33 protein-coding genes are annotated in these 26,819 nt (G+C 70.1%); 23 read left to right on the forward strand and 10 right to left on the reverse strand.

All coding sequences use genetic code 11. The features are described 5' to 3' along the window. The first annotated feature begins 29 nt into the window (after positions 1-29). Genes AC1RLW_RS11995 through AC1RLW_RS12010 form a run of 4 tightly spaced genes read left to right on the forward strand, consistent with a single transcriptional unit; the run spans position 30 to position 2,475 of the window. Positions 30-896 carry a MotA/TolQ/ExbB proton channel family protein gene (locus AC1RLW_RS11995; RefSeq protein WP_493193181.1) on the forward strand — a complete coding sequence of 289 codons (867 nt, stop codon included), beginning with the start codon at positions 30-32 and terminating at the stop codon, positions 894-896. Positions 897-927: 31 nt separating this feature from the next. Next, a complete protein-coding gene (locus tag AC1RLW_RS12000; RefSeq protein WP_493193182.1) occupies positions 928-1,356 on the forward strand; it encodes an ExbD/TolR family protein in 429 nt (142 codons plus the stop codon). Positions 1,357-1,384: 28 nt separating this feature from the next. Beyond that, positions 1,385-1,822: an ExbD/TolR family protein gene (locus AC1RLW_RS12005; RefSeq protein ID WP_095948762.1), complete on the forward strand. Its 438-nt coding sequence runs from the start codon at positions 1,385-1,387 to the stop codon at positions 1,820-1,822. Beyond that, entirely contained in the window at positions 1,819-2,475 is a 657-nt protein-coding gene (locus AC1RLW_RS12010; RefSeq protein WP_070062086.1) for an energy transducer TonB, read from the forward strand. Before AC1RLW_RS12005 ends, AC1RLW_RS12010 begins: the two co-directional genes overlap by 4 nt. A 24-nt stretch (positions 2,476-2,499) precedes the next feature. Here AC1RLW_RS12010 and AC1RLW_RS12015 read toward each other — a convergent pair whose 3' ends face one another. Next, positions 2,500-2,967, reverse strand: a complete 468-nt coding sequence (locus AC1RLW_RS12015) for a helix-turn-helix transcriptional regulator (RefSeq protein ID WP_493193183.1) — start codon at positions 2,965-2,967, stop codon at positions 2,500-2,502. Positions 2,968-3,111: 144 nt separating this feature from the next. Here AC1RLW_RS12015 and AC1RLW_RS12020 point away from each other — a divergent pair, with 144 nt between their 5' ends. From AC1RLW_RS12020 to AC1RLW_RS12080, 13 genes are all read left to right on the forward strand, one after another. Beyond that, a complete protein-coding gene (locus AC1RLW_RS12020) occupies positions 3,112-4,173 on the forward strand; it encodes a class I SAM-dependent methyltransferase (protein WP_493193184.1) in 1,062 nt (353 codons plus the stop codon). A gap of 16 nt (positions 4,174-4,189) precedes the next feature. Further along, complete coding sequence (locus tag AC1RLW_RS12025) at positions 4,190-4,405, forward strand: DUF1059 domain-containing protein (RefSeq protein WP_070062088.1); 216 nt, start codon at positions 4,190-4,192, stop codon at positions 4,403-4,405. Between the two features lie 94 nt (positions 4,406-4,499). Further along, positions 4,500-6,830: a heavy metal translocating P-type ATPase gene (locus AC1RLW_RS12030; protein WP_493193185.1), complete on the forward strand. Its 2,331-nt coding sequence runs from the start codon at positions 4,500-4,502 to the stop codon at positions 6,828-6,830. 1 nt (position 6,831) lies between these two features. Then, the gene (gene ccoS / locus AC1RLW_RS12035) at positions 6,832-6,969 is read left to right on the forward strand and encodes a cbb3-type cytochrome oxidase assembly protein CcoS (protein WP_493193186.1); all 138 of its coding nucleotides are present in this window, start codon (positions 6,832-6,834) and stop codon (positions 6,967-6,969) included. A gap of 87 nt (positions 6,970-7,056) precedes the next feature. Then, on the forward strand, positions 7,057-8,499 hold the full coding sequence (gene ccoN, locus AC1RLW_RS12040; protein ID WP_095746592.1) for a cytochrome-c oxidase, cbb3-type subunit I: 1,443 nt from the start codon (positions 7,057-7,059) through the stop codon (positions 8,497-8,499). Positions 8,500-8,517: 18 nt separating this feature from the next. Continuing rightward, positions 8,518-9,162, forward strand: a complete 645-nt coding sequence (ccoO, locus tag AC1RLW_RS12045; protein WP_070062091.1) for a cytochrome-c oxidase, cbb3-type subunit II — start codon at positions 8,518-8,520, stop codon at positions 9,160-9,162. A gap of 23 nt (positions 9,163-9,185) precedes the next feature. Then, positions 9,186-9,326, forward strand: a complete 141-nt coding sequence (locus AC1RLW_RS12050; RefSeq protein WP_062481697.1) for a cbb3-type cytochrome oxidase subunit 3 — start codon at positions 9,186-9,188, stop codon at positions 9,324-9,326. 13 nt (positions 9,327-9,339) lie between these two features. Next, complete coding sequence (ccoP, locus tag AC1RLW_RS12055; protein ID WP_493193187.1) at positions 9,340-10,254, forward strand: cytochrome-c oxidase, cbb3-type subunit III; 915 nt, start codon at positions 9,340-9,342, stop codon at positions 10,252-10,254. Next, the gene (gene ccoG / locus AC1RLW_RS12060) at positions 10,251-11,678 is read left to right on the forward strand and encodes a cytochrome c oxidase accessory protein CcoG (protein WP_493193188.1); all 1,428 of its coding nucleotides are present in this window, start codon (positions 10,251-10,253) and stop codon (positions 11,676-11,678) included. The genes ccoP and ccoG overlap by 4 nt, the downstream gene beginning before the upstream one ends. Before the next feature lie 11 nt (positions 11,679-11,689). Further along, entirely contained in the window at positions 11,690-11,980 is a 291-nt protein-coding gene (locus tag AC1RLW_RS12065) for a FixH family protein (protein ID WP_159273073.1), read from the forward strand. Then, the gene (locus AC1RLW_RS12070) at positions 11,977-12,219 is read left to right on the forward strand and encodes a hypothetical protein (RefSeq protein ID WP_062481687.1); all 243 of its coding nucleotides are present in this window, start codon (positions 11,977-11,979) and stop codon (positions 12,217-12,219) included. Before AC1RLW_RS12065 ends, AC1RLW_RS12070 begins: the two co-directional genes overlap by 4 nt. Beyond that, entirely contained in the window at positions 12,216-13,622 is a 1,407-nt protein-coding gene (gene hemN, locus AC1RLW_RS12075) for an oxygen-independent coproporphyrinogen III oxidase (RefSeq protein ID WP_493193189.1), read from the forward strand. The genes AC1RLW_RS12070 and hemN overlap by 4 nt, the downstream gene beginning before the upstream one ends. 6 nt (positions 13,623-13,628) lie before the next feature. Further along, complete coding sequence (locus AC1RLW_RS12080; protein ID WP_493193190.1) at positions 13,629-14,330, forward strand: sulfite exporter TauE/SafE family protein; 702 nt, start codon at positions 13,629-13,631, stop codon at positions 14,328-14,330. 20 nt (positions 14,331-14,350) lie between these two features. On the opposite strand, the gene AC1RLW_RS12085 is transcribed toward AC1RLW_RS12080, so the two are convergent. Continuing rightward, positions 14,351-14,833: a Rossmann-fold NAD(P)-binding domain-containing protein gene (locus tag AC1RLW_RS12085; RefSeq protein ID WP_235926376.1), complete on the reverse strand. Its 483-nt coding sequence runs from the start codon at positions 14,831-14,833 to the stop codon at positions 14,351-14,353. A 225-nt stretch (positions 14,834-15,058) separates the two neighbouring features. Between AC1RLW_RS12085 and AC1RLW_RS12090 the strand changes: the two genes are divergently transcribed. Then, positions 15,059-15,820, forward strand: coding sequence for a Crp/Fnr family transcriptional regulator (locus AC1RLW_RS12090; protein ID WP_369629916.1), 762 nt, complete (start codon positions 15,059-15,061; stop codon positions 15,818-15,820). Between the two features lie 13 nt (positions 15,821-15,833). Here AC1RLW_RS12090 and AC1RLW_RS12095 read toward each other — a convergent pair whose 3' ends face one another. Both AC1RLW_RS12095 and AC1RLW_RS12100 read right to left on the reverse strand, forming a co-directional pair. Beyond that, positions 15,834-17,945 carry a PAS domain S-box protein gene (locus tag AC1RLW_RS12095; RefSeq protein WP_493193191.1) on the reverse strand — a complete coding sequence of 704 codons (2,112 nt, stop codon included), beginning with the start codon at positions 17,943-17,945 and terminating at the stop codon, positions 15,834-15,836. Then, the gene (locus AC1RLW_RS12100; protein ID WP_492738025.1) at positions 17,938-18,663 is read right to left on the reverse strand and encodes a winged helix-turn-helix domain-containing protein; all 726 of its coding nucleotides are present in this window, start codon (positions 18,661-18,663) and stop codon (positions 17,938-17,940) included. The genes AC1RLW_RS12095 and AC1RLW_RS12100 overlap by 8 nt, the downstream gene beginning before the upstream one ends. Before the next feature lie 181 nt (positions 18,664-18,844). Here AC1RLW_RS12100 and AC1RLW_RS12105 point away from each other — a divergent pair, with 181 nt between their 5' ends. Beyond that, on the forward strand, positions 18,845-20,029 hold the full coding sequence (locus AC1RLW_RS12105; RefSeq protein ID WP_493193192.1) for a DesA family fatty acid desaturase: 1,185 nt from the start codon (positions 18,845-18,847) through the stop codon (positions 20,027-20,029). Positions 20,030-20,050: 21 nt separating this feature from the next. On the opposite strand, the gene AC1RLW_RS12110 is transcribed toward AC1RLW_RS12105, so the two are convergent. Both AC1RLW_RS12110 and AC1RLW_RS12115 read right to left on the reverse strand, forming a co-directional pair. Further along, a complete protein-coding gene (locus AC1RLW_RS12110; protein WP_493193193.1) occupies positions 20,051-20,575 on the reverse strand; it encodes an OsmC family protein in 525 nt (174 codons plus the stop codon). 119 nt (positions 20,576-20,694) lie between these two features. Continuing rightward, a complete protein-coding gene (locus AC1RLW_RS12115; protein ID WP_390349499.1) occupies positions 20,695-21,207 on the reverse strand; it encodes a universal stress protein in 513 nt (170 codons plus the stop codon). A gap of 148 nt (positions 21,208-21,355) precedes the next feature. On the opposite strand from AC1RLW_RS12115, the gene AC1RLW_RS12120 reads away from it, so the two are divergent. The 3 genes from AC1RLW_RS12120 to AC1RLW_RS12130 all read left to right on the forward strand — a co-directional run bounded on the left by AC1RLW_RS12120 (position 21,356) and on the right by AC1RLW_RS12130 (position 23,552). Then, positions 21,356-21,943, forward strand: a complete 588-nt coding sequence (locus AC1RLW_RS12120; RefSeq protein ID WP_493193194.1) for a hemerythrin domain-containing protein — start codon at positions 21,356-21,358, stop codon at positions 21,941-21,943. 65 nt (positions 21,944-22,008) lie between these two features. Next, positions 22,009-23,094: a bifunctional HD family hydrolase/N-acetyltransferase gene (locus AC1RLW_RS12125; RefSeq protein ID WP_493193195.1), complete on the forward strand. Its 1,086-nt coding sequence runs from the start codon at positions 22,009-22,011 to the stop codon at positions 23,092-23,094. A gap of 29 nt (positions 23,095-23,123) precedes the next feature. Further along, positions 23,124-23,552: a hypothetical protein gene (locus AC1RLW_RS12130; RefSeq protein ID WP_062479965.1), complete on the forward strand. Its 429-nt coding sequence runs from the start codon at positions 23,124-23,126 to the stop codon at positions 23,550-23,552. A 38-nt stretch (positions 23,553-23,590) separates the two neighbouring features. Here the strand turns inward: AC1RLW_RS12130 and AC1RLW_RS12135 are convergent, their stop codons facing one another. From AC1RLW_RS12135 to AC1RLW_RS12150, 4 genes are all read right to left on the reverse strand, one after another. Then, a complete protein-coding gene (locus AC1RLW_RS12135; protein WP_062479963.1) occupies positions 23,591-24,037 on the reverse strand; it encodes a universal stress protein in 447 nt (148 codons plus the stop codon). 103 nt (positions 24,038-24,140) lie between these two features. Continuing rightward, a complete protein-coding gene (locus AC1RLW_RS12140; RefSeq protein WP_062479961.1) occupies positions 24,141-24,686 on the reverse strand; it encodes an Rrf2 family transcriptional regulator in 546 nt (181 codons plus the stop codon). A 39-nt stretch (positions 24,687-24,725) separates the two neighbouring features. Next, entirely contained in the window at positions 24,726-25,424 is a 699-nt protein-coding gene (locus AC1RLW_RS12145; RefSeq protein WP_062479959.1) for a Bax inhibitor-1/YccA family protein, read from the reverse strand. Positions 25,425-25,604: 180 nt separating this feature from the next. Then, positions 25,605-25,940, reverse strand: a complete 336-nt coding sequence (locus AC1RLW_RS12150; RefSeq protein WP_062479977.1) for a hypothetical protein — start codon at positions 25,938-25,940, stop codon at positions 25,605-25,607. Between the two features lie 245 nt (positions 25,941-26,185). Here AC1RLW_RS12150 and ycaC point away from each other — a divergent pair, with 245 nt between their 5' ends. Next, the gene (gene ycaC / locus AC1RLW_RS12155; protein WP_493193196.1) at positions 26,186-26,812 is read left to right on the forward strand and encodes an isochorismate family cysteine hydrolase YcaC; all 627 of its coding nucleotides are present in this window, start codon (positions 26,186-26,188) and stop codon (positions 26,810-26,812) included. Positions 26,813-26,819: the final 7 nt, after the last annotated feature.

The following is a 26,819-nucleotide window of genomic DNA, read 5'->3' on the forward strand; positions in this document are numbered from 1 at the left end:
GCCAATCAATTTTTCTGGAGAAGACAACGATGACGAAGACATTCCTTGCACGGCTGACGGCCGTGGCCGCGCCCTTTGTTCTGGCCCTCGGCCTGGGCAGCGCGCCGCAACTCGCAGGCGCCCAGACGCCGGCCGCACCGCAGGCCGCAGCCAGCGCGGCTGCTGCCGCGCCGGCGCCCGTGGCGGTGCCCGAAAAACCCGCAGCCCCGGTTGCCGCGCCGGCCGCCACGGCCAAGGTCGACAACCCCTACGGCGTGGGCGCGCTCTGGTCGCAGAGCGATGCCGTCGCCAAGGCCGTGCTCGCCATCCTGGCGATCATGTCGATGGGCAGCTGGTACGTGATCGTCACCAAGCTGCTCGAGCAGATGCGCATGGGCCGCCAGGCCCGCGCGGTCGACAACGAGTTCTGGAACGCGGGCACCGTGCAGGCCGGCACCGCGCGGCTGGCCGAGGGCAGCCCGTTCCGCTTCATCGCCGACGCCGGCATGCAGGCCACGCAGAAGCACGACGGCCTGCGCGGCAAGGTCGACTTCGCCGACTTCGTCGACCTGTGCATCCACCGCGCCACCGAGCGCGTGCAGCGGCGCCTGGGCAACGGCATGTCGCTGCTGGCCACCGTGGGCTCGACCGCGCCCTTCGTCGGCCTGTTCGGCACCGTCTGGGGCATCTACCACGCGCTCACCGCCATCGGCGTGGCGGGCCAGGCCTCGATCGACAAGGTGGCCGGCCCGGTGGGCGAGGCGCTCATCATGACCGCCATCGGCCTGGCCGTGGCCGTGCCCGCGGTGCTGGGCTACAACTGGCTCCTGCGCCGCAACATCACCGTGATGGACGACGTGCGCGAGTTCAGTGGCGAGCTGCACTCCGTGATCCTGGCCGGCAGCGCCGCGGCCTGACGCGCGCGCACGCACGCAAGCGGATCGCGCCATGGCGATGAACATCCCGGCCTCCGGGGGAGACGAGGAACAGGCCATCGCGGCCATCAACACCACGCCGCTGGTCGACGTGATGCTGGTGCTGCTGATCATCTTCCTCATCACCATCCCGGTGGTCAATTACTCGGTGCCCGTCGCGGTGCCGAAGGAGCGCAACGAGGTGCGCGAGAGCAAGCCCGAGACCGTCGTGATCTCGGTGGACGCCGCCGGCCGCACCTACTGGTACGACACGCCGGTGCAGGGCACGCCCGCGCTGGTGGCGCGGCTCACCAAGGTGGCGGCCCTGAGCCCGCAGCCCGAGGTGCACATCCGCGGCGACTGGCATTCCGACTACGAGCCGGTGGGCCGGATCATCTACGCCTGCCAGGCGGCCGGGATCGCCAAGGTGGGCTTCATCACCGAGCCGCCCGCGCGCAACTGAGACGAGCAGACAGCGAGACAAGCAAGCCATGCCAAGAAAACAGAAGCAGGGGCGGCGCAGCAGCACGCCTTCCGACGAGCCGATGATGGACATCAACACCACGCCGCTCATCGACGTGATGCTGGTGCTGCTGATCATGCTGATCATCACCATCCCGATCCAGCTGCATTCGGTGAACCTGAACATGCCCACGGGCAACCCGCCGCCCAGCGAACTCAAGCCCGAGGTGCTGCGCATCGACATCGACGCGCTCAGCGTCGTGCAGTGGAACGGCGAACCGCTGGCCGACCGCAGCGAGATGGAACGGCGCTTCGAGCAGGTCGCCGCGCAGGCGGTGCAGCCCGAGGTGCACCTGCGGCCCGACCGCCGCGCGAAGTACGAGGTGGTGGCCGGCGTGATGGCCTCGGCGCAGCGCACGGGCGTGAGCAAGCTGGGCATCGTGGGCGCGGAGCAGTTCATCCCATGAAGCGCTCCCGCAAGGACTTCAACCCGAAATCACGCTTCGGGCCCGTGGGCATCGCCGTGATGGTGCTGTTCCACGTCGGCGTGGGCTACGCGCTCGTGTCGGGGCTCGCGCGCCAGACGGTCGAGCTGATCAAGAAGCCGATGGACGCGACCATCATTAGCGAGATCAAGCCGCCGCCGCCTCCACCCCCGCCGCCCCCGCCGCCGAAGAAGATCGTGCGCCAGGAAACGCCCAAGGCCCCGCCGCCGCCGCGCCCGGCCTACGTGCCGCCGCCGGCCGTGACACCGCCGGCCACGTCGGCGCCCGCGATCACCGCCGTGCAGAACACCGAGCCCGTGCCGCCGCCGCCGGCCGCACCGCCGGCGCCCCCCGCGCCGCCGGCCCCGCCGAAGGCGACCACCACCGACATCGCGGTGGCCTGCCCGCGGCAGGTCAAGCCCGAGATGCCGCGCAAGGCGATGGACGAAGGCATCGGCGGCGTGGTCAAGGCCGAGGTGCGCATCAAGGGCGGCCATGTGCAGGAAGTGCGCTTCCTGTCGGGGCCGCGCGTGTACCACTCGGCCGTGCGCGCCGCGGTGATGCGCTACGAATGCCAGACCACGGGCGATGCCGAGGTGCTGGCGACGCAGGAGTTCGTCTTCCGCATCGAGTAGGGGGAAGGAGCCGATCTGTCTTCTTCAGACAGATCGGCCCATGGCGAGCGCGCGCATCACGGCGGCCGTGCGCGTCTCCACGCCCAGCTTCACGTAGACATGCTCCAGGTGCTTGTGCACGGTGCGGGGGCTGATCGTCAGCAGGGCGGCGATTTCGGCGTCGGTCTTGCCTTGCGAGAGCCAGTGCATGACATCGCCCTCGCGCGGCGTGAGGCCGGCAGGCTGCGCATCCGGCAACGGCATCGGGGCGCGGCAGGCCAGCCGGTACAGGAAGGCCACCGCCATCGCATGCTCCAGCCCCACGCGCCGGCAGTAGTCGGCCTGCTGGGCGGCGCGGCGCAATTCGCGCCGGCCCGGCGCCTTGGCGATGCGGCGGGTGGTGCGCGTGGGATGCGCGTCGGCGCTGCGATGCCGCACGGGCACATGGCCGGACTCCAGTTTGTCCAGCAGGCGAAGTGCGCTCGCCCAATCGTTGCGCGACAGGTGCGTCATGGCATGCCCTTTCACGGTGCATACGCATTGCTGCGTATGGCGCCCGCACGCATCGAGAGACAGGATGCTCGCAGGCCCTTTGCCTCGAATTCAGTATAGGCAGGCAGCGGGCGCGCCAGTCGCTTGTCGACGAAGGGGATACACATGGCCATCGACGAAACACGGCTTAACGCGTTCATGGGTAACTTCGTCCACGACATCGGGGCCGTGATGCATGCGGCCACCATCGTCGTGGGCGACCAGCTCGGCCTGTACAAGGCGCTGGCCGAAGGCCCCGCCACCGCGGAGCAGCTGGCCCGCCGCACCGAGACCGACCCGCGCTACCTGCGCGAATGGCTCTCGGCCCAGGCCGCCAGCGGCTATGTCGAGTACGACCCGAAGGGCGAGCTGTTCTCGCTGACCGAGGAACAGGCCTTCGCGCTGGCCGAGGAAGGCAGCCCGGCCTTCGTGCCCGGCGCGTTCCAGATCGCCGTGGCGCAGTTCAAGATCATTCCCAAGATGGTCCAGGCCATGCGCACGGGCCTGGGCATCGGCTGGCACGAGCACGACGCGGCCCTGTTCCATGGCACCGAGCGCTTCTTCCGGCCCGGCTACGCGGCCAACCTGGTGAGCCAGTGGATTCCGGCGCTCGAAGGCATCGAGCCGCTGCTGAAAAGCGGCGCGCGCGTGGCCGACGTGGGCTGCGGGCACGGCGCCTCGACGCTGCTGATGGCGCAGGCCTATCCCCAATCCAGCTTCGTCGGCTTCGACTACCACGCGCCGTCGATCGAGCGTGCGCGCGAAACCGCGCGCAAGGCCGGCGTCGACGATGAAAAGCGTCTGCGCTTCGAGGTCGCGAGCGCCAAGGATTTCCCCGGCGAAGACTACGACCTGGTCGCCGTCTTCGACTGCCTGCACGACATGGGCGATCCCGTCGGCGCGGCCGCGCACGTGCGGCGCACCCTCAAGCCGCAGGGCACGTGGATGATCGTCGAGCCCTTTGCCAACGACCGGCTGGAAGACAACATCAACCCGGTGGGGCGCGTGTTCTATTCGGCCTCCAGCTTCATCTGCACGCCGGCCTCGCGTTCGCAGGAAGTGGGCCTGTGCCTGGGGGCGCAGGCCGGCGAAGCGCGCCTGCGCGACGTCGTCTCGCAGGGCGGCTTCTCGCACTTCCGCCGCGCCAGCGAGACGCCTTTCAACCTGATCTTCGAAGCACGTCCGTAAGGACAAAGGAGGCGCCATGTCCCGCCAATACATCGACTGCCGCGAGTACCCGAGCACGATGAACTGCAGTGTCGCGCTCTGCGCCGATTCCGAAGGCGAACTGCTCGATGCCGCCGTCCAGCACGCCGTGGCCGTTCACGGCCACACCGACACGCCCGAACTGCGCAAGCAGCTGGCGAGCATGTTCAAGGCCGGCACGCCGCCGGTGGAGCTCGCGAAGACGCCCGCTTGACTGGCTGACTGACGGTCCTGCGCGGCCCCGGCCGCCGCGACGAACCTTGATGCAGATCAAACGCTTGCATCGGCCCGGCATTTAGCCTGCCCCGATGCAAGCTTCCGCCGCGCTCGCGCCGTTTCCGTCCGTTCCGTCGTCTGCGGGGGCCGACGCCCGCGCCGACGCCTGGCAGCTGCTCGACGACCCCGCCGAGTGGGCCGCGTTCGGCCGCCCGCTGGAGGCAGGCACGGGCCGCTGGGAATCGCAGGTGGCGGTCGAAGGCATGCACTGCGCGGGCTGCGCCTTCACCGTCGAGGCCGCGCTGGCGCAGGTGCCCGGCGTGGCCGAGGTGCAGGTGAATGCCGCGAGCCGGCGCGCGCGCGTCGTGTGGTCGGCCACGGCCACGCGGCCTTCGCGCTGGTTCGAGGCCAGCGCGCGCGCGGGCTACCCCTTGCTGCCGGCCGGCAGCCGCAGCGCCCGCGAGACGCGCACGCGCGAGTTGCGCATGGCGCTGTGGCGCTGGCTGGTCGCGGGCTTTTGCATGATGCAGGTGATGATGTACGCCTACCCGGCCTACGTCGCGCGCCCCGGCGACATGACGGCCGATGCGGCGCAGCTGCTGCGCTGGGCCTCGTGGGTGCTCAGCCTGCCCGTGGTGCTGTTCTCGTGCGGGCCCTTCTTTCGCAGCGCCTGGCGCGACCTGCGCATCGGGCGCGTGGGCATGGACCTGCCCGTGACCTTCGGCGTGCTCATCACCTTCGTGGTGAGCACGGCCGCCACCTTCGACCCCACCGGGCCGCTGGGGCACGAGGTCTACTTCGACTCGCTGACGATGTTCGTCTTCTTCCTGCTCACCGGCCGCTGGCTCGAGGCACGGCTGCGCGACCGCACGGCCGGCGCGCTCGAGGCGCTGATGCACCGGCTGCCCGACAGCGTCGAACGCCTCGGGCCCGACGGCGCATGGACGCGCGTGGCGGTGCGCCGGCTCGGCGCGGGCGACGTGGTGCGCGTGCGCCCCGGCGAGGCCTTTCCGGCCGACGGCACGGTGATCGACGGCGACACCACCGCCGACGAGGCGCTGCTCACCGGCGAGTCGCGCCCCGTGCCGCGCCCCTGCGGCGACCGCGTGCTCGCGGGCAGCCACAACCTCTCGGCCGTGGTGCAGGTGCGCATCGCCTCGGTGGGCGAGGGCACGCGCTTCGCGCAGATCGTGCGGCTCATGGAAAACGCCGCGCTCGACAAACCGCGCCTGGCCCGGCTCGCCGACCGCGTGGCGCGGCCCTTTCTCATCGCGGTGCTGGCCTGCGCGATCGGCGCGGGCGCGTTGTGGTGGGCGGTCGATCCCGGCAAGGCGCTGATGGTCGCGGTGGCGGTGCTGATCGTCACCTGCCCGTGCGCGTTGTCGCTGGCCACGCCGGCCGCGATGCTCGCGAGCGCGGGTGCGCTGGCGCGCGGCGGCGTGCTCACCTCGAACCTGCAGGCGCTCGAAGCGCTGGCCGGCGTCGACACCGTGGTGTTCGACAAGACCGGCACGCTCACGGGCGACACGCCGCGCCTGGAGCGCGTGTACTGCCGCCAGGGCCTGCGCCCGGGCGACGCGCTGGAGATCGGCGCGGCGCTCGCCGCGCTGTCGCTGCACCCGGCGGCGCGCGCGCTCGTCAACGCCTGGCAGGCGCAGTTCCGCGCGCCGCCGGCCTGGTCGGCGACGCAGCTGCGCGAGACGGTGGGGCAGGGCGTGGCGGCCTCGCTGCACCGGCGCGATGCCGTGGACGACCACGGCGCGCGCCCCGTGCGATTGGGCTCGGCGGCCTTCTGCGAGGTGCCGCCGCTGCAGGTCGATGCGGCGCAGATCCACCTGAGCGACGACGAAGGCTGGCTCGCCAGCTTCGTGCTCGCCGAGGAGCTGCGTCCCGACGCCACGCAGGCCGTGGCGGCACTGCAGGCGCAGGGCTTGTCGGTGCGCCTGCTGTCGGGCGACCGCGAGAACGCGGCGCGTGCCATCGGCGCGCAGGCCGGCATCGCGGCGGTGCAGGGCGACTGCGCACCCGAAGACAAGCTCGAGGTGCTGTGGCAATTGCAGGCGGCCGGGCGCGAGGTGGCGATGGTCGGCGACGGCCTCAACGACGGCCCGAGCCTGGCGCGCGCCAACGCCTCCTTCGCTTTCGGCCGGGCTGTGCCGCTGTCGCGCGCACGTTCGGACTTCGTGGTGCTGGGTGACGCACTGCAGGCCATTCCCGCCGCCGTGGCGCAGGCGCGCCGCACGCTGCGCGTGGTGCGCCAGAACCTGTTCTGGGCCGCAGCCTACAACGCCGTGTGCGTGCCGCTGGCCGTGGCCGGCTGGCTGCCGCCCTGGCTCGCGGGGCTGGGCATGGCGGCGAGTTCGCTGCTGGTGGTGCTCAACGCGGCGCGCCTGGCTGCGCCGGGCAAGGCGGCGGTGGCCTGAGATGGACGTGCTGTTCCTGCTCGTGCCGCTGTCGGTGGTGCTGGTGCTCGCGATTTTGGGCGGGCTCTGGTGGGCCATCGAGTGCGGCCAGTTCGAGGACATCGAGGTCGAAGGCGACCGCATTCTGAACAACGACTGACACAGCGATTGATGGCTTGATCTGCATCAAGCCTGCCCGGACGGCGCGGGCAGACACTGCCCGCAAATCACATTCACGGGCACCACGATGCAGCAGACCACGCACCCTCCCGCGGCCATCTACGACGACACCGTCGTGCGGCAGTTCGCACTCATGTCGGTGGTCTGGGGGGTGGTCGGCATGCTGGTCGGCGTGATCATCGCGTCGCAGCTGACCTGGCCCGAACTCAACCTCGGCATTCCCTGGCTCAGCTACGGCCGCCTGCGCCCGCTGCACACCAACGCGGTGATCTTCGCCTTCGGCGGCTGCGCGCTCATGGCCACGAGCTTCCATGTGGTGCAGCGCACCTGCCAGGTGCGGCTGTTCGCACCGGCACTGGCCTCGTTCGTGTTCTGGGGCTGGCAGCTGGTGATCGTCGCCGCGGCCATCAGCCTGCCGCTGGGCTACACCAGCGGCAAGGAATACGCCGAGCTCGAATGGCCCATCGACATCCTGATCGCCGTGGTCTGGGTGGCCTACGCCATCGTGTTCTTCGGCACCATCGGCCTGCGCAAGGTGCGCCACATCTACGTGGCCAACTGGTTCTACGGCGCCTTCATCATCGCGGTGGCGCTGCTGCACATCGTCAATAGCGCGGCCATTCCGGCCGGCTGGATGAAGAGCTACTCGGCCTACGCCGGCGTGCAGGACGCGATGGTGCAGTGGTGGTACGGCCACAACGCCGTGGGCTTCTTCCTCACGGCCGGCTTCCTGGGAATGATGTACTACTACATCCCCAAGCAGGCGGGGCGCCCGGTGTACTCGTACCGGCTGTCGATCGTGCACTTCTGGGCGCTGATCTTCACCTACATGTGGGCCGGCCCGCACCACCTGCACTACACCGCGCTGCCCGACTGGACGCAGTCGCTGGGCATGGTGTTCTCTCTGATCCTTCTCGCGCCCAGCTGGGGCGGCATGATCAACGGCGTGATGACGCTCTCGGGCGCCTGGCACAAGCTGCGCACCGACCCGATCCTGCGCTTCTTGATCGTCGCGCTGTCGTTCTACGGCATGTCGACCTTCGAGGGCCCGATGATGTCCATCAAGACCGTCAACGCCCTGAGCCACTACACCGACTGGACCGTCGGCCACGTGCACTCCGGCGCGCTGGGCTGGGTGGGCTTCATCACCATGGGCTCGCTGTACTACCTGATCCCGCGCATGTACGGCCGCCTCGCCATGTACAGCGTGCGCGCCATCGACGTGCACTTCTGGATGGCCACCATCGGCATCGTGCTGTACATCGCCGCGATGTGGATCGCCGGCGTGATGCAGGGCCTCATGTGGCGCGAGATCAATGCCGACGGCACGCTGACCTACACCTTCGTCGAAAGCGTGAAGGCCACTTTCCCCTACTACCTGGTGCGCGTGATCGGCGGCGTGCTTTACCTGGGCGGCATGCTGGTCATGGCCTGGAACGTCTGGATGACCGTGATCACCGGGCGCTCGGTGCGCGCCGAGATCCCGGCCGTTGCCGCCGCCCACGCCTGAAGCCACTGAGGACGCACGATGAACGCACCAGACAACAAGAACTCCGCGCCCGCCGCCACCGGCTTCACGCACGAGAAGGTCGAGACCAACAACCTGCTGATGATCGTGCTGATCCTGCTGGTGGTGGCCATCGGCGGCCTCGTGGAGATCGTGCCGCTGTTCTTCCAGAAGTCGACCACCGAGGCCGTGGAGGGCGTGAAGCCGCTCACGCCGCTGCAGCTCGCGGGCCGCGACGTGTACCTGCGCGAGGGTTGCTACAACTGCCACTCGCAGATGATCCGCCCCTTCCGCTCGGAGACGCTGCGCTACGGCCACTACTCGGTGGCCGGCGAGTTCGTGTACGACCACCCCTTCCAGTGGGGCAGCAAGCGCACCGGCCCCGACCTGCACCGCGTGGGCGGCAAGTACAGCGACGAGTGGCACCGCATCCACCTGAACAACCCGCGCGACCTCGTGCCCGAGTCGAACATGCCGGCCTACCCGTGGCTGGAGAAGGGGCTGGTCGACGCCGGCAGCATCGCCACCCGCATGCGCGCGCTGCGCACGGTGGGCGTGCCCTACACCGACGAAGAGATTGCCAAGGCCGCCGACGAGGTCGCCGGCAAGACCGACATGGACGCCACCGTGGCCTACCTGCAGTCGCTGGGCCTGGCGCTCAAGTAAGAAGAAAGAACAGGCAACGCCCCATGACCGACATCACCACCCTGCGCATCGCCGCCACCATCGCCTGCTTCGTCGTCTTCATCGGCATCGTGGCCTGGGCCTGTTCGCGCCGCAACACGCAGCGCTTCGCCGAAGCGGCCCGGTTGCCGTTCGAGCAGGACTGAAGGGACACACACGATGAGCGACTTCATTAGTAACTTCTGGTCCAGCTACGTGGCCGTGGCCTCGCTGCTGAGCATCCTGGGCTGCGTGCTGCTCTTGTGGCTCACGGCGCGCAAGCGCGTGCCTTCCGACGCCGACAACACCACCGGCCATGTGTGGGACGAAGACCTGCGCGAAGCCAACAACCCGCTGCCGCTGTGGTGGGTGGGCCTGTTCGTGCTGACCATCGTCTTCTCGCTCGGCTACCTGGCCGTGTTCCCGGGCCTGGGCAGCTTCCGCGGCACGAACGACTGGAGCTCGCGCGCCGAGTACCAGCAGGACGTGGCCAAGGCCACGCAGGCGCTGGAACCTGTGTACGCGCGCTACGCGCCCATGCCCATCGAAGAAGCCGCGCGCGACCCGCAGGCCCGCGCCATCGGCGAGCGCCTGTTCATGAACAACTGCGCGCAGTGCCACGGCTCCGACGCGCGCGGCAGCAAGGGCTTTCCCAACCTCACCGACGCCGACTGGCTGCACGGCGGCACGCCCGACAAGATCGTCGAATCGATCACCAAGGGCCGCATCGGCACCATGCCGCCGGCCGCCGCGATGGTCGGCACGCCCGACGACGTGAAGAACGTCGCCAACTATGTACTGAGCCTGTCGGGGGAGCCGCACGACTCGCTGCGCGCGGGCCTGGGCAAGCCCAAGTTCGCCGCCTGCGCGGCCTGCCACGGCATCGGTGGCGTGGGCAACCCGGCGCTGGGCGCCCCGCGCCTGAACGACCGCATCTGGCTGCACGGCTACGGCGAGGCCGCCATCGTGCAGATCATCAACGAGGGCAAGCACAGCGCCATGCCCGCGCAGGAAGGCCGCCTGACCGAGGCGCAGATCAAGCTGCTGGCCTCCTACGTGTGGGGCATGTCCAACCCTGCGACCGGGACGCCATGACGCGAAAGACGGTCATTCCGATCGCGAGCGCGCCGCCCGCCGCCGCACCGGAGGTCGGCCTGTACGAGGCGACGAAGAAGATCTACCCGCGCAGCGTGCAGGGCCTGTTCGCGCGCTGGCGCTGGGCCATGGTCTTTCTCACCCAGCTGGTGTTCTACGGCATGCCCTGGGTGGAGTGGGGCGAGCGGCAGATGGTGCTGTTCGACCTGGCCGCGCGGCGCTTCTACATCTTCGGCTTGGTGCTGTACCCGCAGGACCTGATCTACCTGTCGGGCCTGCTGGTGATCAGCGCGCTCTCCCTCTTTCTCTTCACGGCCGTGGCCGGCCGCCTGTGGTGCGGCTACGCCTGCCCGCAGACCGTCTACACCGAGATGTTCCTGTGGGTGGAGCAGCGCATCGAAGGCAACCGCAGCGCGCGCATCCGGCTCGACGCCGGCGCGTTCTCGCTCGAGAAGCTGGTGAAGAAGGCCTTCAAGCACCTCGTCTGGATCGGCATCGCGCTGTGGACCGGCTTCACCTTCGTGGGCTACTTCACGCCCATCCGCGAGTTGGGCATGGCCTTCCTGCAGACGCAGATGGGCTCGTGGGAGGTGTTCTGGGTGTTCTTCTACGGCTTTGCCACCTACGGCAACGCCGGTTTCATGCGCGAGCAGGTGTGCAAGTACATGTGCCCCTATGCGCGCTTCCAGAGCGCGATGTTCGACCGCGACACGCTCATCGTCAGCTACGACCCGCGGCGCGGCGAGCCGCGCGCACCGCGCCGCAAGAACGTCGACCCGCGCAGCGCCGCCTTGGGCGACTGCATCGACTGCAGCCTGTGCGTGCAGGTGTGCCCCACCGGCATCGACATCCGCCAGGGCCTGCAGTACGAGTGCATCGGCTGCGGCCTGTGCGTGGACGCCTGCGACAGCGTGATGGACAAGATGGGCTACGCGCCGCGCCTCATCCGCTACGACACGCAGAACGGCATGGAGGCCGGCTGGTCGCGCCGCCAGCTGTGGCGCCGCGTGCTGCGCCCGCGCGTGCTGGTCTACACCGCATTGCTCGCGCTGCTGGTGGCGGGCCTGCTCGCCAGCCTGGTCGCGCGCACGCCGCTGAAGGTCGACGTGGTGCGCGACCGCGCCTCGCTGGCGCGCATCGTCGAAGGCGGGCGGCTGGAGAACGTCTACCGGCTGCAGATCATGAATGCGACCGAGCGCACGCAGCACTACCGCGTCGCCGCGCGCGGCATCGACGGGTTGAGCGTGGCCTCGCCCGACGAGGCCATCGAGGTCGAGCCCGCGCAGGCGCGCTGGGTGGCGGTGCGGCTGCAGGTGCCCTACGGCGCCGCGCCGGCCGGTTCGCACACGGTGCACTTCGACATCCGGCAGGCGGATGGCGCGGCGCAGGTTTCCGAAAAAGCGGTCTTCCTGGTGCCGCGCTGAAAGGTCTTCCCATGAACGATGCCCTGCCGATGAACGCCCCCGCGACCTCCGGCCCCTGGTGGCGCTACCCGCTGGTCTGGCTGGTGATCGCGGGGCCCGCGGCCGTGGTGCTGGCGAGCATCGCGACCGTGTGGCTGGCGCTGCGCACCCCCGAGGTGCTGGTGTCGGAGGACTACTACCGCGAAGGCATCGAGATCAACCGCACGCTGGCCGACAAGAAGCGCATGCCGGCGCAGGCCGGGCGCAACCACGCGGCCACGCCCGAGGACGATGTGCCGGTGCCCAAGAGGGCGGCCCCATGAGTGCCATGCGCCGCATCGCCGGCATCCTCTGGCCGTCGTTCCTCGTGGCCTGCGGCATGGAAGTGCTGGTGTTCGCGATGATCGATCCGATCCATTCGTACTGCGGCGCCGATGCGCTGCGCATGTCGCGCCAGGGCATCTACACCGTGTCCTTCTTCGTGTTCTGGCTGATGGCGGCGGCCTCGAGCGCGTGCACCACGCTGCTGGCGCTGCCGTCCGAGAAAGAGACTGCGTCATGAGCCTGCCCCTGGCCTGCGTTCCCGAGACCCCGTCCGTGCTGCCCGTCGAGCTGCTGCGCCGCTTCGACGTGCCCGGCCCGCGCTACACCTCGTACCCCACGGCCGACCGCTTCGTCGAGACCTTCGGCGCCGACGACTACGCGCAGGCGCTGCACCTGCGGCGCGATGCGGACACGGCCGGCGAGCCGCTGTCGTTGTACGTGCACATCCCGTTCTGCGAATCGCTGTGCTACTACTGCGCCTGCAACAAGGTCGTGACGAAGCACCGCGAGCGCGGGCGGCAGTACCTCGACTACCTCGCACGCGAAGTGGCGCTGCAGGTCGCGCAGCTCGGGTCCGGTGCGCCGGTCGGCCAGCTGCACCTGGGCGGCGGCACGCCGACCTTCCTGGACGACGAAGAGCTGGGCGAACTGGTGGCCCTGCTGCGCCGCGCGTTCGCCTTCGTGCCGGGCGGCGAGCAGTCGATCGAGATCGATCCGCGCACCGTCGATGCACAGCGGCTCGCGGCGCTGGCCGCGCTCGGCTTCAACCGCCTGAGCTTCGGCGTGCAGGACTTCGACCCCGCCGTGCAAGAGGCCGTGCACCGCATCCAGCCGGCGGCGCAGGTCTTCGCGCTCATGGACGCGGCGCGCACGCTGGGTTTCAAATCGATCAACGTCGATCTGATCTACGGTCTGCCGCGCCAGAACGATGCTTCGTTCGAGCGCACGCTCGCGCAGATCCGCGAACTGCGGCCCGACCGCATCGCGCTGTATGCCTACGCCCACCTGCCAGAGCGCTTCAAGCCGCAGCGGCGCATCGCGGCCGACGAGCTGCCCGACGCGCCCACGCGCGTGCGCATGCTCGGGCGCGCGATTGCGGCGCTCAGCGAGGCCGGCTACGTCTACATCGGCATGGACCACTTCGCGCTGCCCGACGACCCGCTGGCCGTGGCCAAGCGCGAAGGCCGGCTGCACCGCGACTTCCAGGGCTACAGCACGCAGCCCGACGGCGACCTCGTCGCGCTCGGCGTGTCGGCCATCGGCCGCGTGGGCGCGACCTACAGCCAGAACGCGAAGACGCTGGAGGACTACTACGCGCTGCTCGACCAGGGCCGCCTGCCCGTGGTCAAGGGGCTCGCGCTGTCGGACGACGACGTGCTGCGTCGCGACGTGATCATGGCGCTGATGTGCCGGGGCCGCGTGGACTTCGACGCCGTCGAGGCGGTGCACGGCATCGCCTTTGCGGACTATTTCGCCCCCGAGCGTGCCGCGCTGCTGCCGATGGCCGAACAAGGGCTGGTGCGCCTGTCACCGCGCGCCATCGAGGTCACCGAGGCCGGCTGGTTCCTCGTGCGTGCGGTGGCGATGGTGTTCGACCGCTACTGCGCCGCGACGCGCACGCGCTTCTCGCGCGTGGTCTAGGAAGGCATGAGTTCCCCCGCACTCGCCGGCGCCGCATTGCTGATGGGGCTCGCGGGCGGGCCGCACTGCGTGGCGATGTGCGGCGCGGTGTCGTCCGCGGTGATCCGCATCGTGCCGGCGGGCGGGCCCTCGCAGCCCGTGCATCCCATGGCACCGGTCGCCTTCCATCTCGGCCGCATGGCGAGCTACGCAGCCGCCGGTGCCATCGCCGCCGCGAGCCTGCATGGCCTGGGCGCAGCGAGTGCGCAGGTCGCGGCCTGGCGCCCGCTGTGGGTCATGCTGCATGTGTTCGTGCTCGCCTGGGGCGTGGTGCTCGCCGTCGCGGGCCGCCAGCCGTTGTGGGCGCAGCGCGCCGGGCGTGCGCTCGAAGCGCGCCTGCGGCCGATGGCCGGCGGCTCGCTGCTGGGCGTGCTGGCCACGGGCACGCTGTGGGTCGCGATGCCCTGCGGCCTGCTCTATTCGGCGCTCATGCTGGCCGCGCTGGGCAATGGTCCGCTCCAAGGTGCCTCGACGATGGCGCTGTTCGCGCTGGGCAGCAGCGTGTCGCTGCTCGCCGCGCCGTGGCTGTGGCAGCGCCTGCGCGGGTGGGGCGACAGCGGCACGCGCCAGGCCTGGGGCGCGCGGCTGGCGGGGGTGGTGCTGGCGGCGGTGGCGCTGCAGGCGCTGTGGATGGACCTGAGCCACCGCATCGCCGACTGGTGCGGCTGAGGCGCTGCCGCGCTAACTCGTCAGGCGATGCTCTCGATCAGCAACGCCTGCAGCACGAACCGCCGGTTGTCTGCCGCCGCCGTGCGCTCGCCGAGCAGGCCCGCGAGCGCGGCCGTGGGGTGGCTGTCGGCTGCGGCGCCGTCGTGCACCGGAATGCCCGCGTGCTGGCCGATCTGGCGCACCAGCGCGGCATCGATGCCCTCGCAGGCGACCGCGTCGTAGAGCCGTCCGAGCATGCGCGCCGTGTGCTGCAGCTCCTGCACCGGCGTGTCGGTCGACAGGCTGGAGCGCATGGTCGCGACCTGCGCGCCCAGTTCCTCGGCGGCCTGGCGCAGCAGGGCGAGCGCGGCGCTGTCGCCGGTCTCGCTGAGCAGGCCGAGGTTCTTGCCGCGCAGCAGCCGCGGCGGTGCGGTGCCGTCGAGCGCGGCGCGCTGGAGCAGCCGGGCGCGGCCCAGCAGGCTGGCCTCTCTCTGGGGCGACAGCGCAGCGGTGGAAGGGTGCATGGCAAGGTTCGACATGTGTCTCGCGGAGGCTAGCCACCCACGCCGCGCCGGCCTTGACGCACATCAAGGAGCGCCCCGCTGTTACACGCCGGACACAGAGCATTCACCCGACGTTACGCACCGATGCGGGCCGTTGTCACTGCGGGGCCTCGCGCTTCCTAGCATCGAGACATCGCCTGATCGCAGGCGAAAAAGCTACACAAGACAGAACGCCGAGGAATCCCCATGCTCACGAGTGCCCGCCCCAACCCCATCCTCCCGCTTCGGCCGCTGCCGGCAGCGGTGCACAAGGAAGACGCGGGCCGCCGCACGGCCGAGCGCCTGCGCCTGCTGGCCGAGCAGCTGCAACCGCAGCGCCGCATGGTGCACACGGGCGACGTGATCTACCAGGCCGGCGAACGCTTCGGCAACCTCTACATCCTGAACTCGGGCTTCTTCAAGATCGTGAACCTCTCGGCCGACGGCCGCGAGCAGGTGGTGGGCCTCAAGTTCCGCGGCGACTGGCTGGGCTTCGACGGCATCGCGGGCCAGCGCTACGTGTGCGACGCGGTGGCGATGGACACCGGCGAGGTCTGGGTCGTGCCCTACGAGTCGCTGCTGGCCGCCTGCGCCACGCACCCCGCGCTGCTGCAGATGCTGCACGCCGCGATGAGCCGCGAGATCGCGCACGACCGCGATTCGCTGATGTCGGTGTGCACGCTGCCGGCCGACGCGCGCGTGGCTGACTTCCTGCGCTACTGGGCCGAGTCGCTGGCCGACCGCGGCATGCGCACCGACGAGATCACGCTGCGCATGACGCGCGCCGAGATCGGCAACTACCTGGGCATGACGCTCGAAAGCGTGAGCCGCGCACTCTCGCGGCTGGCGCGCGACAAGGTCATCGGCTTTGCCACCAAGGGCCGGCGCGAGGTGCAGATTCCCGACGTGGGCGCGCTCTCGGCCTTCGTGCAGCGCTGCCTGGCGCCGGCGCCCGCGATGCTTCAGTAAGAAGCGACGTCGTTCACTCGCGCGCAGCCAACAGCGCCCGCGCCATCGCCCGCGCGAGTTCGCTGCGCGAATACGGTTTGCGCAGCAGCTCCCAGCCCGGGGGCGCTTCGCGGTCGGCGTCGAGCAGCTCGGCCGAGAACCCCGACATCAGCAGCACCGCCAGCCGCGGTTGGCGTTGCACCGCCTCGGCGGCCAGCCGCGTGCCGCGCATGCCGGGGCCGAGCGCGATGTCGCTCAGCAGCAGGTCGAAGGGCGTGGCCTCGGCCGCCATGGCGGGCAGGGCTTGCTCCGCATTGGCGGCGGTCGCGACCTCGCAGCCCAGCGTGGTCAGGAAGGTGTGGACCACCTGGCGCACCTCGGCGTCGTCTTCAACGAGCATCACGCGCAGGCCCGGTGCCAGCGTGGCTTCGGCTTCGATCTCCATGGGCTCTTCGTCGGCAGGTGCCGCAGTGCTCGCCGCGTCGGCCTCGACCTGCGGCAGGTAGAGCGTCACGGTGGTGCCGGCGTTGAGCTTGCTGTCGATGGCGATGGCGCCGCGCGACTGCTTCACGAAACCGTACACCGTGCTCAGGCCCAGGCCGGTGCCGCGCCCGGCTTCCTTGGTGGTGAAGAAGGGCTCGAAGAGGTGCTCCATGACCGCGTCGGTCATGCCGGTGCCGCTGTCGGCGATGGAGAGCGCGACGAAGCGGCGGCCGGCGTCGGCGTCGCTCAGTTCCTGGCGCACGGTGGCGGGCAGGGCGTCGCAGGCCTCGGCGCGGAAGTGCAGGCGGCCGCCCTCGGGCATGGCGTCGCGCGCGTTGATGGCGATGTTCAGCAGCGCCGATTCGAGCTGGCCCGGGTCGGCACGCACGGCGGGGCAGGGGTCGTCGGCGTCGATCTCGATCTGGATGCGCTGGTCGAGCGTGCGGCGCAGCATGTCGGTGAGCGAGTGCAGCATCTGCCGCACGTCGACCGCGTCGGGCTGCAGCATCTGGCGCCGCGAGAAGGCCAGCAGCTTGCCCGTGAGTTCGGCGCCGCGCCGGCTGGCGCGCGCGGCGGCGGCCACGAGCTGCTGCGCGTAGCCGTCGGCCGCGAGCTGCGGCAGCTCTTCGAGCACCTGCAGGTTGCCCTGGATGATGGTGAGCAGGTTGTTGAAGTCGTGCGCGATGCCGCCGGTGAGCTGGCCCACGCTCTCCAGGCGCTGCGCGTGGTTCAGCGCTTCTTCGGTCTGCACGCGCTGCAGGCTGGTGGCGAGCAGGCTGGCCACCGATTCGAGAAAGCGGATTTCCTCGTCGCCGAAACGCCGCGCGGCCGTGGCGCGCACCGACAGCATGCCGGTCACGCGGCCCCGGTCGGACAGCGGCACGGCCAGCGCGCTGATCAGCCCGGCCTCGAGGTAGGCGGGCGGCACGGTGAAGCGGCGTTCTTCGCGGTAGTCGGTGACCACGACCGGGCAGCCTTGCGAGAGCACGTAGCCGGGTTGCGTGTCGGGCCGGTTGGCGATGCGCAGGCCCACGCTCTCGTCGGCGACCAGGCCCACGCCGCTGGCCAGGCGGAACTCGCGCTGGCTGCCGTCGAGCAGCCACACCATCGCGACCTCGACCTGCAATGCGGTCGCGACGATCTCGGGCACCTGCGCCAGCACCACCTGCAGGTCGCGCGTGTCGACCGCCAGCCGGCCCAACTGCGCGAGGTGTTCGCTGTAGCGCGCGCGCTGCAGCGCCTGTTTCACGCGCGGGTAGGCGCCGATGTCGCGGATCGCGGCCACCACGAAGGGCAGGCCCTGGTTCTGCAGCGGGCTCAGCGCGATCTCGACCATCACCTCGCTGCCGTCCTTGCGCTTGGCGACCAGCTCCATGTCGGTGCCCATCGGGCGCGGGCGCGGCGCGCGGCCGTAGGCTTCGCGGAACGCCGCGTGGCGCGGGCGGATGCTGTCGGGCACCAGCGCTTCCACGCTCAGGCCCACGAGCTCGTCGGCCGCGTAGCCGAGCATGGCGGCGGCCGAGGGGTTGGCCAGCACGATGCGGCCCGACTGGTCGACCACCAGCAGCGAATCGGGGTAGGCGGCGAACAGCGAGCGGAACACACTGCCTTCCTCGACGCCCGAGGGCAGGCCGGGAATCGAGGGTGCGTTGCCGTCAGCCATGGGTGACCGGCGGCACCAGGATGTAGCCCGCGCCGCGCACCGACTTGATGAGCTGCGGATCGTCGGCGTTGGCCTCGATCTTCTTGCGCAGCCGGCCGACCTGCACGTCGATCGTGCGGTCGAAGGGCGCGGCCTCGCGACCGCGCGTCTGCTCGAGCAGGAAGTCGCGCGAGAGCACGCGGCCCGGGTGCCGCGCGAAGGCGCACAGCAGGTCGAACTCGCCGGTGGTCAGCGCCACGGCCTCGCCTTGCGCGTTGCTGAGGCTGCGCGCGGCGGTGTCCAGGTGCCAGCCGGCGAAGCGCAGGCGCTCGGGCGGCGTGGGCGCGGCGGCCGCTGCCGACGCGTCGGGCGTGAGGCGCCGCAGCACGGCCTTGACGCGCGCCGCCAGCTCGCGCAGGTCGAAGGGCTTGGTCACGTAGTCGTCGGCGCCCACTTCGAGGCCCACCACCTTGTCCACCGGGTCGCCGCGGCCGGTGACGATCACGAGGCCGCAGCGCCAGTTCTCGCGCATGTGGCGGGCGATGGAAAAGCCGTCTTCGCCGGGCAGGCCGAGGTCCAGCAGCACGAGGTCGGCCGGGTCGGCGGCCATGAGCGAGCGCAGCGCCGCGCCGTCGTGGATCTGGGTGACGCGATAGCCGTGGCCCTGGAGGTAGTTGGCCAGCAGCAGCGTGATGTCGACCTCGTCGTCGAGCACCGCGATGTGGGGGGCAGAAGTCATGCGGGGGCTGGGAGAAAAAACGCCGGCGCCACGGGGAAGGGCGCAGGGGGCCGGGAAGCGTAGCACGCAAGGCGCGGCTGTGGCAGCCGCAGCACCCGCCGTTGATCTGGCGCAAGGCGCGCGGGCGGGGCGCTTCCGAGAATCGCGCCCGTTGTCCACAGGGTCCAGAAGGTACGAACGAATGGCATCTTTTCTTTTCTCGGGCGCGCTCGATCTTCCGTGGTGGGGCGTGCTGCTGGCCGCGCTGGCGCTGACGCACGTCACCATCGCCTCGGTCACCATCTTCCTGCACCGCCACCAGGCGCACCGCGCGCTCGACCTGCACCCCATTGCCAGCCACTTCTTCCGCTTCTGGCTCTGGATGACCACGGGCATGGTCACGAAGCAATGGGCCGCGGTGCACCGCAAGCACCACGCCAAGTGCGACACGCCCGACGACCCGCACAGCCCGCAGGTGGTGGGCCTGAAGCGCGTGCTGTGGGGCGGCGTGCTGCTGTACGTGGCCGAGGCGCGCAACCCCGAGACGCTCAGCCGCTACGGCCACGGCACGCCCGACGACTGGCTCGAGCGCCGGCTGTACACGCGCTACCAGACGCTGGGCATCACCTGCATGGGCCTGATCGACATGACGCTGTTCGGCGTGCTGCCGGGCGCGCTGGTGCTGCTCGTGCAGATCGCGTGGATTCCGTTCTGGGCCGCCGGCGTGGTCAACGGCATCGGCCACTTCTGGGGCTACCGCAACTGGCCCGCGTCGGACGCGAGCACGAACATCTTTCCCATCGGCCTTTTGATCGGCGGCGAGGAGCTGCACAACAACCACCACGCGTTCCCGACCTCGGCCAAGCTGTCGAACAAGTGGTTCGAGTTCGACATCGGCTGGGTCTACATCCGCGCGCTGCAGGCGCTGGGGCTGGCGAAGGTGAAGCACCTGGCGCCGAAGCCGCGCCTCACCACGCCGCGCGCCACCGTCGACCTGCTCACGGTGCAGGCGGTGATCCGGCACCACTACGACGTGCTGTCGAACTACTCGCGCTCGCTGAAGCAGGCCTGCACCGAGGAGCTGGCGCGGGTGCATGCGCTTGCGCCGAACAAGGCCCGCGCACTGCGCGCCGCGCGGCCCTGGCTCGGCAAGGAAGAGAAGGCGCTCGACGCCACGCGCCATGCGCAGCTCACGCAAGCGCTGGTGGCTTCGCAGGCACTGGAAACGATGTACGCCATGCGGCGCGAGCTGACGGCGCTGTGGAGCCGCTCGGGCGCCACCGGCGAACAGCTCGTGAAGCGGCTGCAGGACTGGTGCGAGCGCGCCGAAGCCAGCGGCATTGCGCCGCTGGCGGCCTTTGCCGTGCGGCTGCGTTCCTACGCCTGAGGACGGCCTTCGCGGGTGCCGTCAGGGCTGCCCGACCTGCACCGCCACATCGAGCGGCACGGCCCGGCGCAGCGCGCTGCCCACCGGGGAGTGGGCCTCGGCCCAGTGCACGAGGTCGCGCAGTTCCTGCTCCGGCACGCCGTCCGCGGCGATCCGCACCGCGACGTGCATGCGGCTGGGGCCGGCGGGCACGGAGGCCGGCTCGCCGAGCAGGCCGCGGCTGTCCGACTGGCTGCCGACGACCACTTCGAGGGTCGTCAACGCGATGCCGAGCTGCGCGGCCCGCATGGCGATCACGGTTGTTTCGCAACTCGCCAGGGCGGCGCGCATGAACCAGCCGGGCGACGGCGCTTCAGCCTTGCCTCCGATGGCCTTCGGCATGTCGGTCGCGATGGATTCCCCCGTGGGCCCGGTCACGCGAAAGTGCAGGCCCGACACCAGCGTGGCCGTGGCCGGCTTGTCCTGGGTCAGTGCGTCCTGGGGATGCGTCGCGAAGTGGCTCGCGAGGGTGTCCATGGACTGCCGGATGTGCTGGGGTGAGCTCATGGCGCTGCTCCTTGAAACGGGGAACGGGCGGGCGGTTCTTGCGCGAAAGAAGCCGCGAGCGGAGCAGGCCATTCTGGGCGCGGTGCCGGGCCCCGTCAAACCGGCGGCGGGCGGGCGGCCTACTGGTTCGCGACCTGCCCGTCCGGCAGGCTGAAGCGCTCGGACTCCACCTTGGCCGCGGCTTCGGGCGCGCGGATCAGCAGCACCGGCACGGGCGCCACCCGCAGGATGTGTTCCGCGCTGCTGCCCATGGCCCAGCGGCTCAGGCCGCGCCGGCCGTGCGTGCCGAGCACGATCAGGTCGGCCTTCGAATCGACGGCTTCGGTCACCACCTGGTCGTGGACCGCGCCGGCCTTGAAGCCGTCGCGCAGCACGACCTCGGCCTCGACGCCCGCGTCCTGCGCCTGGGCGCGGGCCTTCTCGAGCAGCGTCACGGCGTTGGCGCGCAGCGCCCCGAGCCAGTCGCCCGAATGGCCGACGTAGACGTCCATGCCGAGCGCGAACGAGAGCTCGTCCAGGATGTGGACGATGCGCAGGCGGCCACCGGTGAGCTTTGCCAGGCGGATGGCTTCGGCCAGGCCTTCGGCGGAGGTGGAACTGCCGTCGACGGGAACCAGGATGCGTTGGTACATGGTGTGGAACCTCCAGGGTGCGTTGAAGAAAAAGACAGGAGATGCCGTGCCAGTCTGTGCCTGGCTGCATGCACGGGCCTTGATCTGGAACAAGCCTGGGCCGCCTCGGGCTTGCGACCCTTGGGGCCTTCGAAAGAAGGAGACCCTCATGACCCATGCCGCCGTCCGGATCATTCGCCAGGAGCACGCCGCGCTGGCGGCCATGCTGCGTTCCATCGTGATGCTGCTCGACCAGCACCGCCGCAAGGGCACGATGCCCGACTTCGCGACGCTGCGCGCCATGCTGTTCTACGTGGACGAGTTTCCCGAGAAGCGCCACCACCCGAAAGAGACCGAGCTGCTCTTTCCCCGGCTGCGCGCCTGCACGCCGATCTCGCGCGACCTGATGGACAAGCTCGACAACGACCACGCCTGGGGCGAGCGCAAGATCCGTCACGTCGAGCACGCGCTGCTCGCCTTCGAGATGCTCGGCGAGCCGCGCCGCCTGGCCTTCGAGCAGGCGATGAACGAGTACGTGAGCTTCTACCTGGAGCACATGGCGCACGAGGAACGCGAGATCCTGCCGCTGGCCGAGCGCGTGCTCAGCGCCGACGACTGGCGCGAGCTCGACGCGGCCTTCGGCGAAAACCGCGACCTGTTCTCCAACCACCCCGCGCCCGACGAGGTGTATGCGTCGCTCTTCACGCGCATCGTCAACGCGGTGCCCGCGCCGATCGGGCTGGGGTCGGCGCTGTAACGACGGCCTGCGTCCGGATCGCGTAGGCTCGGCCTGACACCCTTCAGGACGAACGAGACGGCGAGATGGACATCGATCAGATCAGGGGAAGGCTGGACTTCCTTCGCGAGGCCGAGCGCCTCAAGAGCGTGCTGCGCAGCGCGCACACCGCCTCGGGCCGCACCGAGAGCACGGCAGAGCACAGCTGGCGCCTGTGCCTGATGGCCATGGCCTTCGAGGACGAGCTGGCCGACCTGGACCTGCTCAAGGTGCTGAAGATGTGCGTGGTGCACGACCTGGGCGAGGCGATCCACGGCGACATCCCCGCCATCGTGCAGGCCGCGCACCCCGACAAGAGCGCGCAGGAGCGCGAGGACCTGCAGGTGCTCACGCGCACGCTCGACGCACCGCTGCGCGCGGGCATCCTGGCGCTGTGGGACGAGTACGAAAAGGCCGAGACGCCCGAGGCCCGCGCGGTGAAGGCGCTGGACAAGCTCGAGACGCTGCTGCAGCACAACCAGGGCGCGAACCCGCCCGACTTCGACTACGAATTCAACCTCGGCTACGGCCAGAAGCACACCGGCAGCCGGCCGCTGTTTCGCGCCATGCGGGCGCTGGTGGATGCTGACACGCAGAAGAAGGTGGAGGCCGCGCGGCGGGCGCAGGCGGGGCCGGTGGTTCGCCCCGAGCAACCGGGCGACGAGGCCGCGATCCGGCAACTGACGGTGGCGGCCTTTGCCGGCGCGGCGCATGCCGACGGGACCGAGCACCTCATCGTCGACGCCCTGCGTGCCGCCGGCCAGCTCACGCTGTCGCTCGTGGCCGAAGACGGCGGCGAGATCGTCGGCCACGTCGCGGTGTCGCCGGTGGCAGTTTCCGACGGCACGGCCGGCTGGCACGGGCTGGGGCCGATCTCGGTGGCGCCCGCGCGCCAGGGGCAGGGCATCGGCCGGCTGCTCATGGAGGCCGCGCTGGCGGGCCTGCGCGCGGCCGGCGCGCAAGGCTGCGTGCTGCTGGGCGATCCGGCCTTCTACGGCCGCTTCGGCTTCGCGGTGCGGCCCGGCCTGGTGCTGCCGGGCGTGCCGCCGGAATATTTCCAGGCCGTGTCGTTCCACGGCGCATGGCCGGCGGGCGAGGTGCGCTACGACCCGGCGTTCGGCGTGGGAAGCTGAGGCGCGGGCCGTTCATAATCGCCCCCGTCATGCCTGCCCGCCACCTGCCTTCGGACACTGCCCATGCGCCGCGCGTGAAGCGCGCGCAGACCTCGGTGTCCGCGCGTTCCGCGACCCCCGAACCACCCCGCCGCCGCATCCATGACGGTGGTGCGTCCCGCAGCCTTGCGGGCTTCACCGCGATGGAGAGCAGCGCACCGGCCCGCGCGCCGTCTGCGGCGCGACCGCGCAACTGGCGCACGACCCTGCTGGGTGTGGCGCTTGGGTTGGTCATTGCGATGCTGTTGCTCATGAAGTGGCTGCTCGACTACCAGGTCGATGCCGCGCAGGCGCGCCACGCGCAGGAAGCCCAGGCGCGCACGCAGGCCGCGCGCTGCTTCGGCCGCGATGCCGGGCCGTCGTGCCCGCCGGCCGGTCGCACGGTCGTCGAGACCGTCGAGTCCGCCGCGACGAGATAACCCCGCGCACCGCGTGCGCGGTGCCTTATTCGTTCAGTTCAGCGCAGCACCAGCACCGGAATGTGCGAATGCGTCAGCACGTGCAGCGTCTCGCTGCCCAGCAGCAGCCGTGCGAGGCTGCGGCGCCCGTGCGAGGCCATCACGATCAGGTCGCAGTCCTGATTCTTGGCGGCGTGGATGATGGCTTCGGCCACCTGGTTCGACTTCATGACCACCGCGTCGGCGCGGCGCACGCCCTTGGCCAGGGCGGTGTCGCGCACCGCATCGGCCACGCGCTGGGCCGCCTGCTCGACGTGTTTCTGGTTGGCTTCGAAGTCCGTCTGGTTCAGCAGCATCGAGCCTTCGAAATAGCCATAGGGCTGGATGTGCGCGACGTTGACGCTCACCAGCTCGGCGCCGGTGAGCAACGCGAGGTCGATGGCCGCGGCCACCGCCTTGTCCGACAGCGAAGAGCCGTCGGTGGCGACGAGAACACGCTTGTACATGGCAGGCTCCTTGGCCCCCGGCACCGCGGGTGCCCTCACTGCCCAGTCTAGGTCGCGCGGCCCGGTCTTTCAAGGCGCGGCGCAGCGGCCGCGCCGATCGCCGTCAGCTGCTCGTGCTGTGGCGCCGGCCCAGTGCGAACACCGAGTTCGGCGCGTCGACCACGAAGGGCTTGCGCACCGGCGAGCCGACGACGGCCGTGGTGCGGCGGGCGGCCGCGCTGGTGGCGGGCTGCACACCCTTGGCCTTCTGTTCGTCGACCAGGCTCTGCAGCGAGATCGAGCGCAGGAACTCGACGGCGCGCAGGTTCACGGAGGCCCAGAGGTCGTCGATCTCGCAGCGGCCGGGTTCGTCGGCCGAGCCGGCGGCGCGCGGGCGGATCTTGCTGGCGCCCAGGTCTTCGATGGTGAGCACGATGTCGGCCACCGTGATCTCCGCGGCCTTGCGGCTGAGCGAGTAGCCGCCGCCGGGGCCGCGGGTGGATTCGACCAGCCCGTTGCGGCGCAGCTTGGCGAACAGCAGTTCCAGGTACGAGAGCGAGACCTGCTGGCGCAGGCTGATCGAGGCCAGCGTGACGGGGCCCGAGCGGCCGTGCAGGGCGATGTCGATCATCGCGGTGACCGCGAAGCGGCCCTTGGTGGTGAGGCGCATGGTGTTTCCTTCCTTCCTTGCTTGTCGTTCTGTGTGCGCTTACTCGTCGCGGCCGCCGGCGATGCCCAGCAGGGCCAGCAGCGACTGGAACACGTTGTAGAGGCTCAGGTACACGCCCAGCGTGGCCGAGATGTAGTTGGTCTCGAGGCCGTCCTTCACGCGCTTCAGGTCGTGCAGGATGAAGGCCGAGAAGATGCCGATGGCGGCGACCGACAGCGTCATCATCAGCGCGCTCGACTGGATGAAGACGTTGGCGATGCCCACCACCAGCAGGCCGATGGCGCCCACGAAGAGCCACTTGCCCATGGCCGAGATGTCGCGCTTGATGACCGTCGAGAGCATGGCCATGCCCAGGAAGATGCCGCCGGTGCCGGCGAAGGCGGTCATCACCAGGCTGGCGCCGTTGGACAGGCCGAGCACGCTGCCGACCAGGCGCGACAGCATCAGACCCATGAAGAAGGTGAAGGCCAGCAGCACGGGCACGCCGGCGGCGGAGTTCTTGGTCTTCTCGATGGCGTACATGAAACCGAAGGCGCCGCCGAGGAACACCATGATGCCGATGCCCGGCGACATGGCGCGTGTGAGGCCGGTGGCCACGCCGAGCCAGGCGCCCAGCACGGTGGGCACCATCGACAGCGCGAGCAGCCAGTAGGTGTTGCGCAGAACGCGGTTGCGTTCCTGGACCGAGGCCAACGGTGCGCCGAAGCTGGAGGGGTAGGCCGATTGGCTGGAGTTCATCGAAAAATCCTGAAAAAAGAGAGAGGGCCGGACGGGTCGCATGACACGTGCGGCGGGGCCGTCGAACGGCTGAAAAGAAGGGGCAGGGGCGTCGCGCTAAACAGGCGACGGGCCGGATCGGATGAGCGCAAACGCCCGGACTGTTTCAGTCCTCAGGCGTTCGCTCGCCGCCGCGCGGCCTCAGGCGGCGAGGAGGGCGTGGGGCCGGGGTGGCCGCTTGGGCCGGTCGAGCAGCGGCGAGAGCACCGAGGTGGAGCCCAGCCGCGGCGGTTGCGCGGAGAGCACCAGCAGATTGCGTGCGTGGGGACGCGCATCGACCAGTTCGGCGTGCTCGGAGCCCGCTTCGTCCATGGCGGACGGGTCTTCGGACGAGGTCTTGCCGATGTCCTTGTCGCCGCCATCGGCCAGCGAGGCGGCGAGCGTCGCGACGGTCTGGCGTTCGCCGGACGACGACGTCACATGGTGGCCGCCGACCAGCCCGTGCGCGAGCACGGCGAAGCCGTAGCAGGACAGCATGAAAGCGAGGACGGTAGCGGCAAACCAGCGGGACATGTAGGGGTATTTTACCCGCCGCCACGGATCGGCTCCGGCGGGCGCGAATTCATCCGACCACGGCGCACGGGTGTTGCCATCGTCCATCGGGTGGAACGCTGCAGGCAAATTTCGCCGACTACCGGACTTTCGGGCGCGCTTTTACGCTGACGGACATGCATCGGGGCCCCTTTTTTCCCCGGCATTCAACCTCACAAAGGAAGCCTCCCATGTCCAAGCCTTACACCCGTCTCGACAAGAACGATGTCGCCGTGCTGCTGGTCGACCACCAGACCGGCCTGCTCTCGCTGGTGCGCGACATCGACCCCGACAAGTTCAAGAACAACGTGCTGGCCCTGGCCGACATCGCCAGCTACTTCAAGCTGCCCACGGTGCTGACCACCAGCTTCGAGAACGGCCCCAACGGCCCGCTGGTGCCCGAGCTGAAGGCCCAGTTCCTCGACGCGCCCTACATTCCCCGCCCCGGCCAGATCAACGCCTGGGACAACGAGGACTTCGTCAAGGCCGTGAAGGCCACGGGCAAGAAGCAACTGCTGATCGCCGGCGTCGTCACCGAGGTCTGCGTGGCCTTCCCGGCGCTGTCGGCGCTGGCCGAGGGCTTCGACGTGTTCGTGGTCACCGATGCCTCGGGCACCTTCAACGACGTGACGCGCCAGGCCGCGTGGGACCGCATGTCGGCCGCCGGCGCGCAGCTGATGTCGTGGTTCGGCGTGGCCTGCGAGCTGCACCGCGACTGGCGCAACGACATCGAGGGCCTGGGGACGCTGTTCTCCAACCACATCCCCGACTACCGCAACCTGATCACCAGCTACACGCAGCTGACCCAAGGAAAGTGAGCACGCC

The organism is Variovorax sp. GW822-FHT04A09 (genome assembly GCF_058801005.1).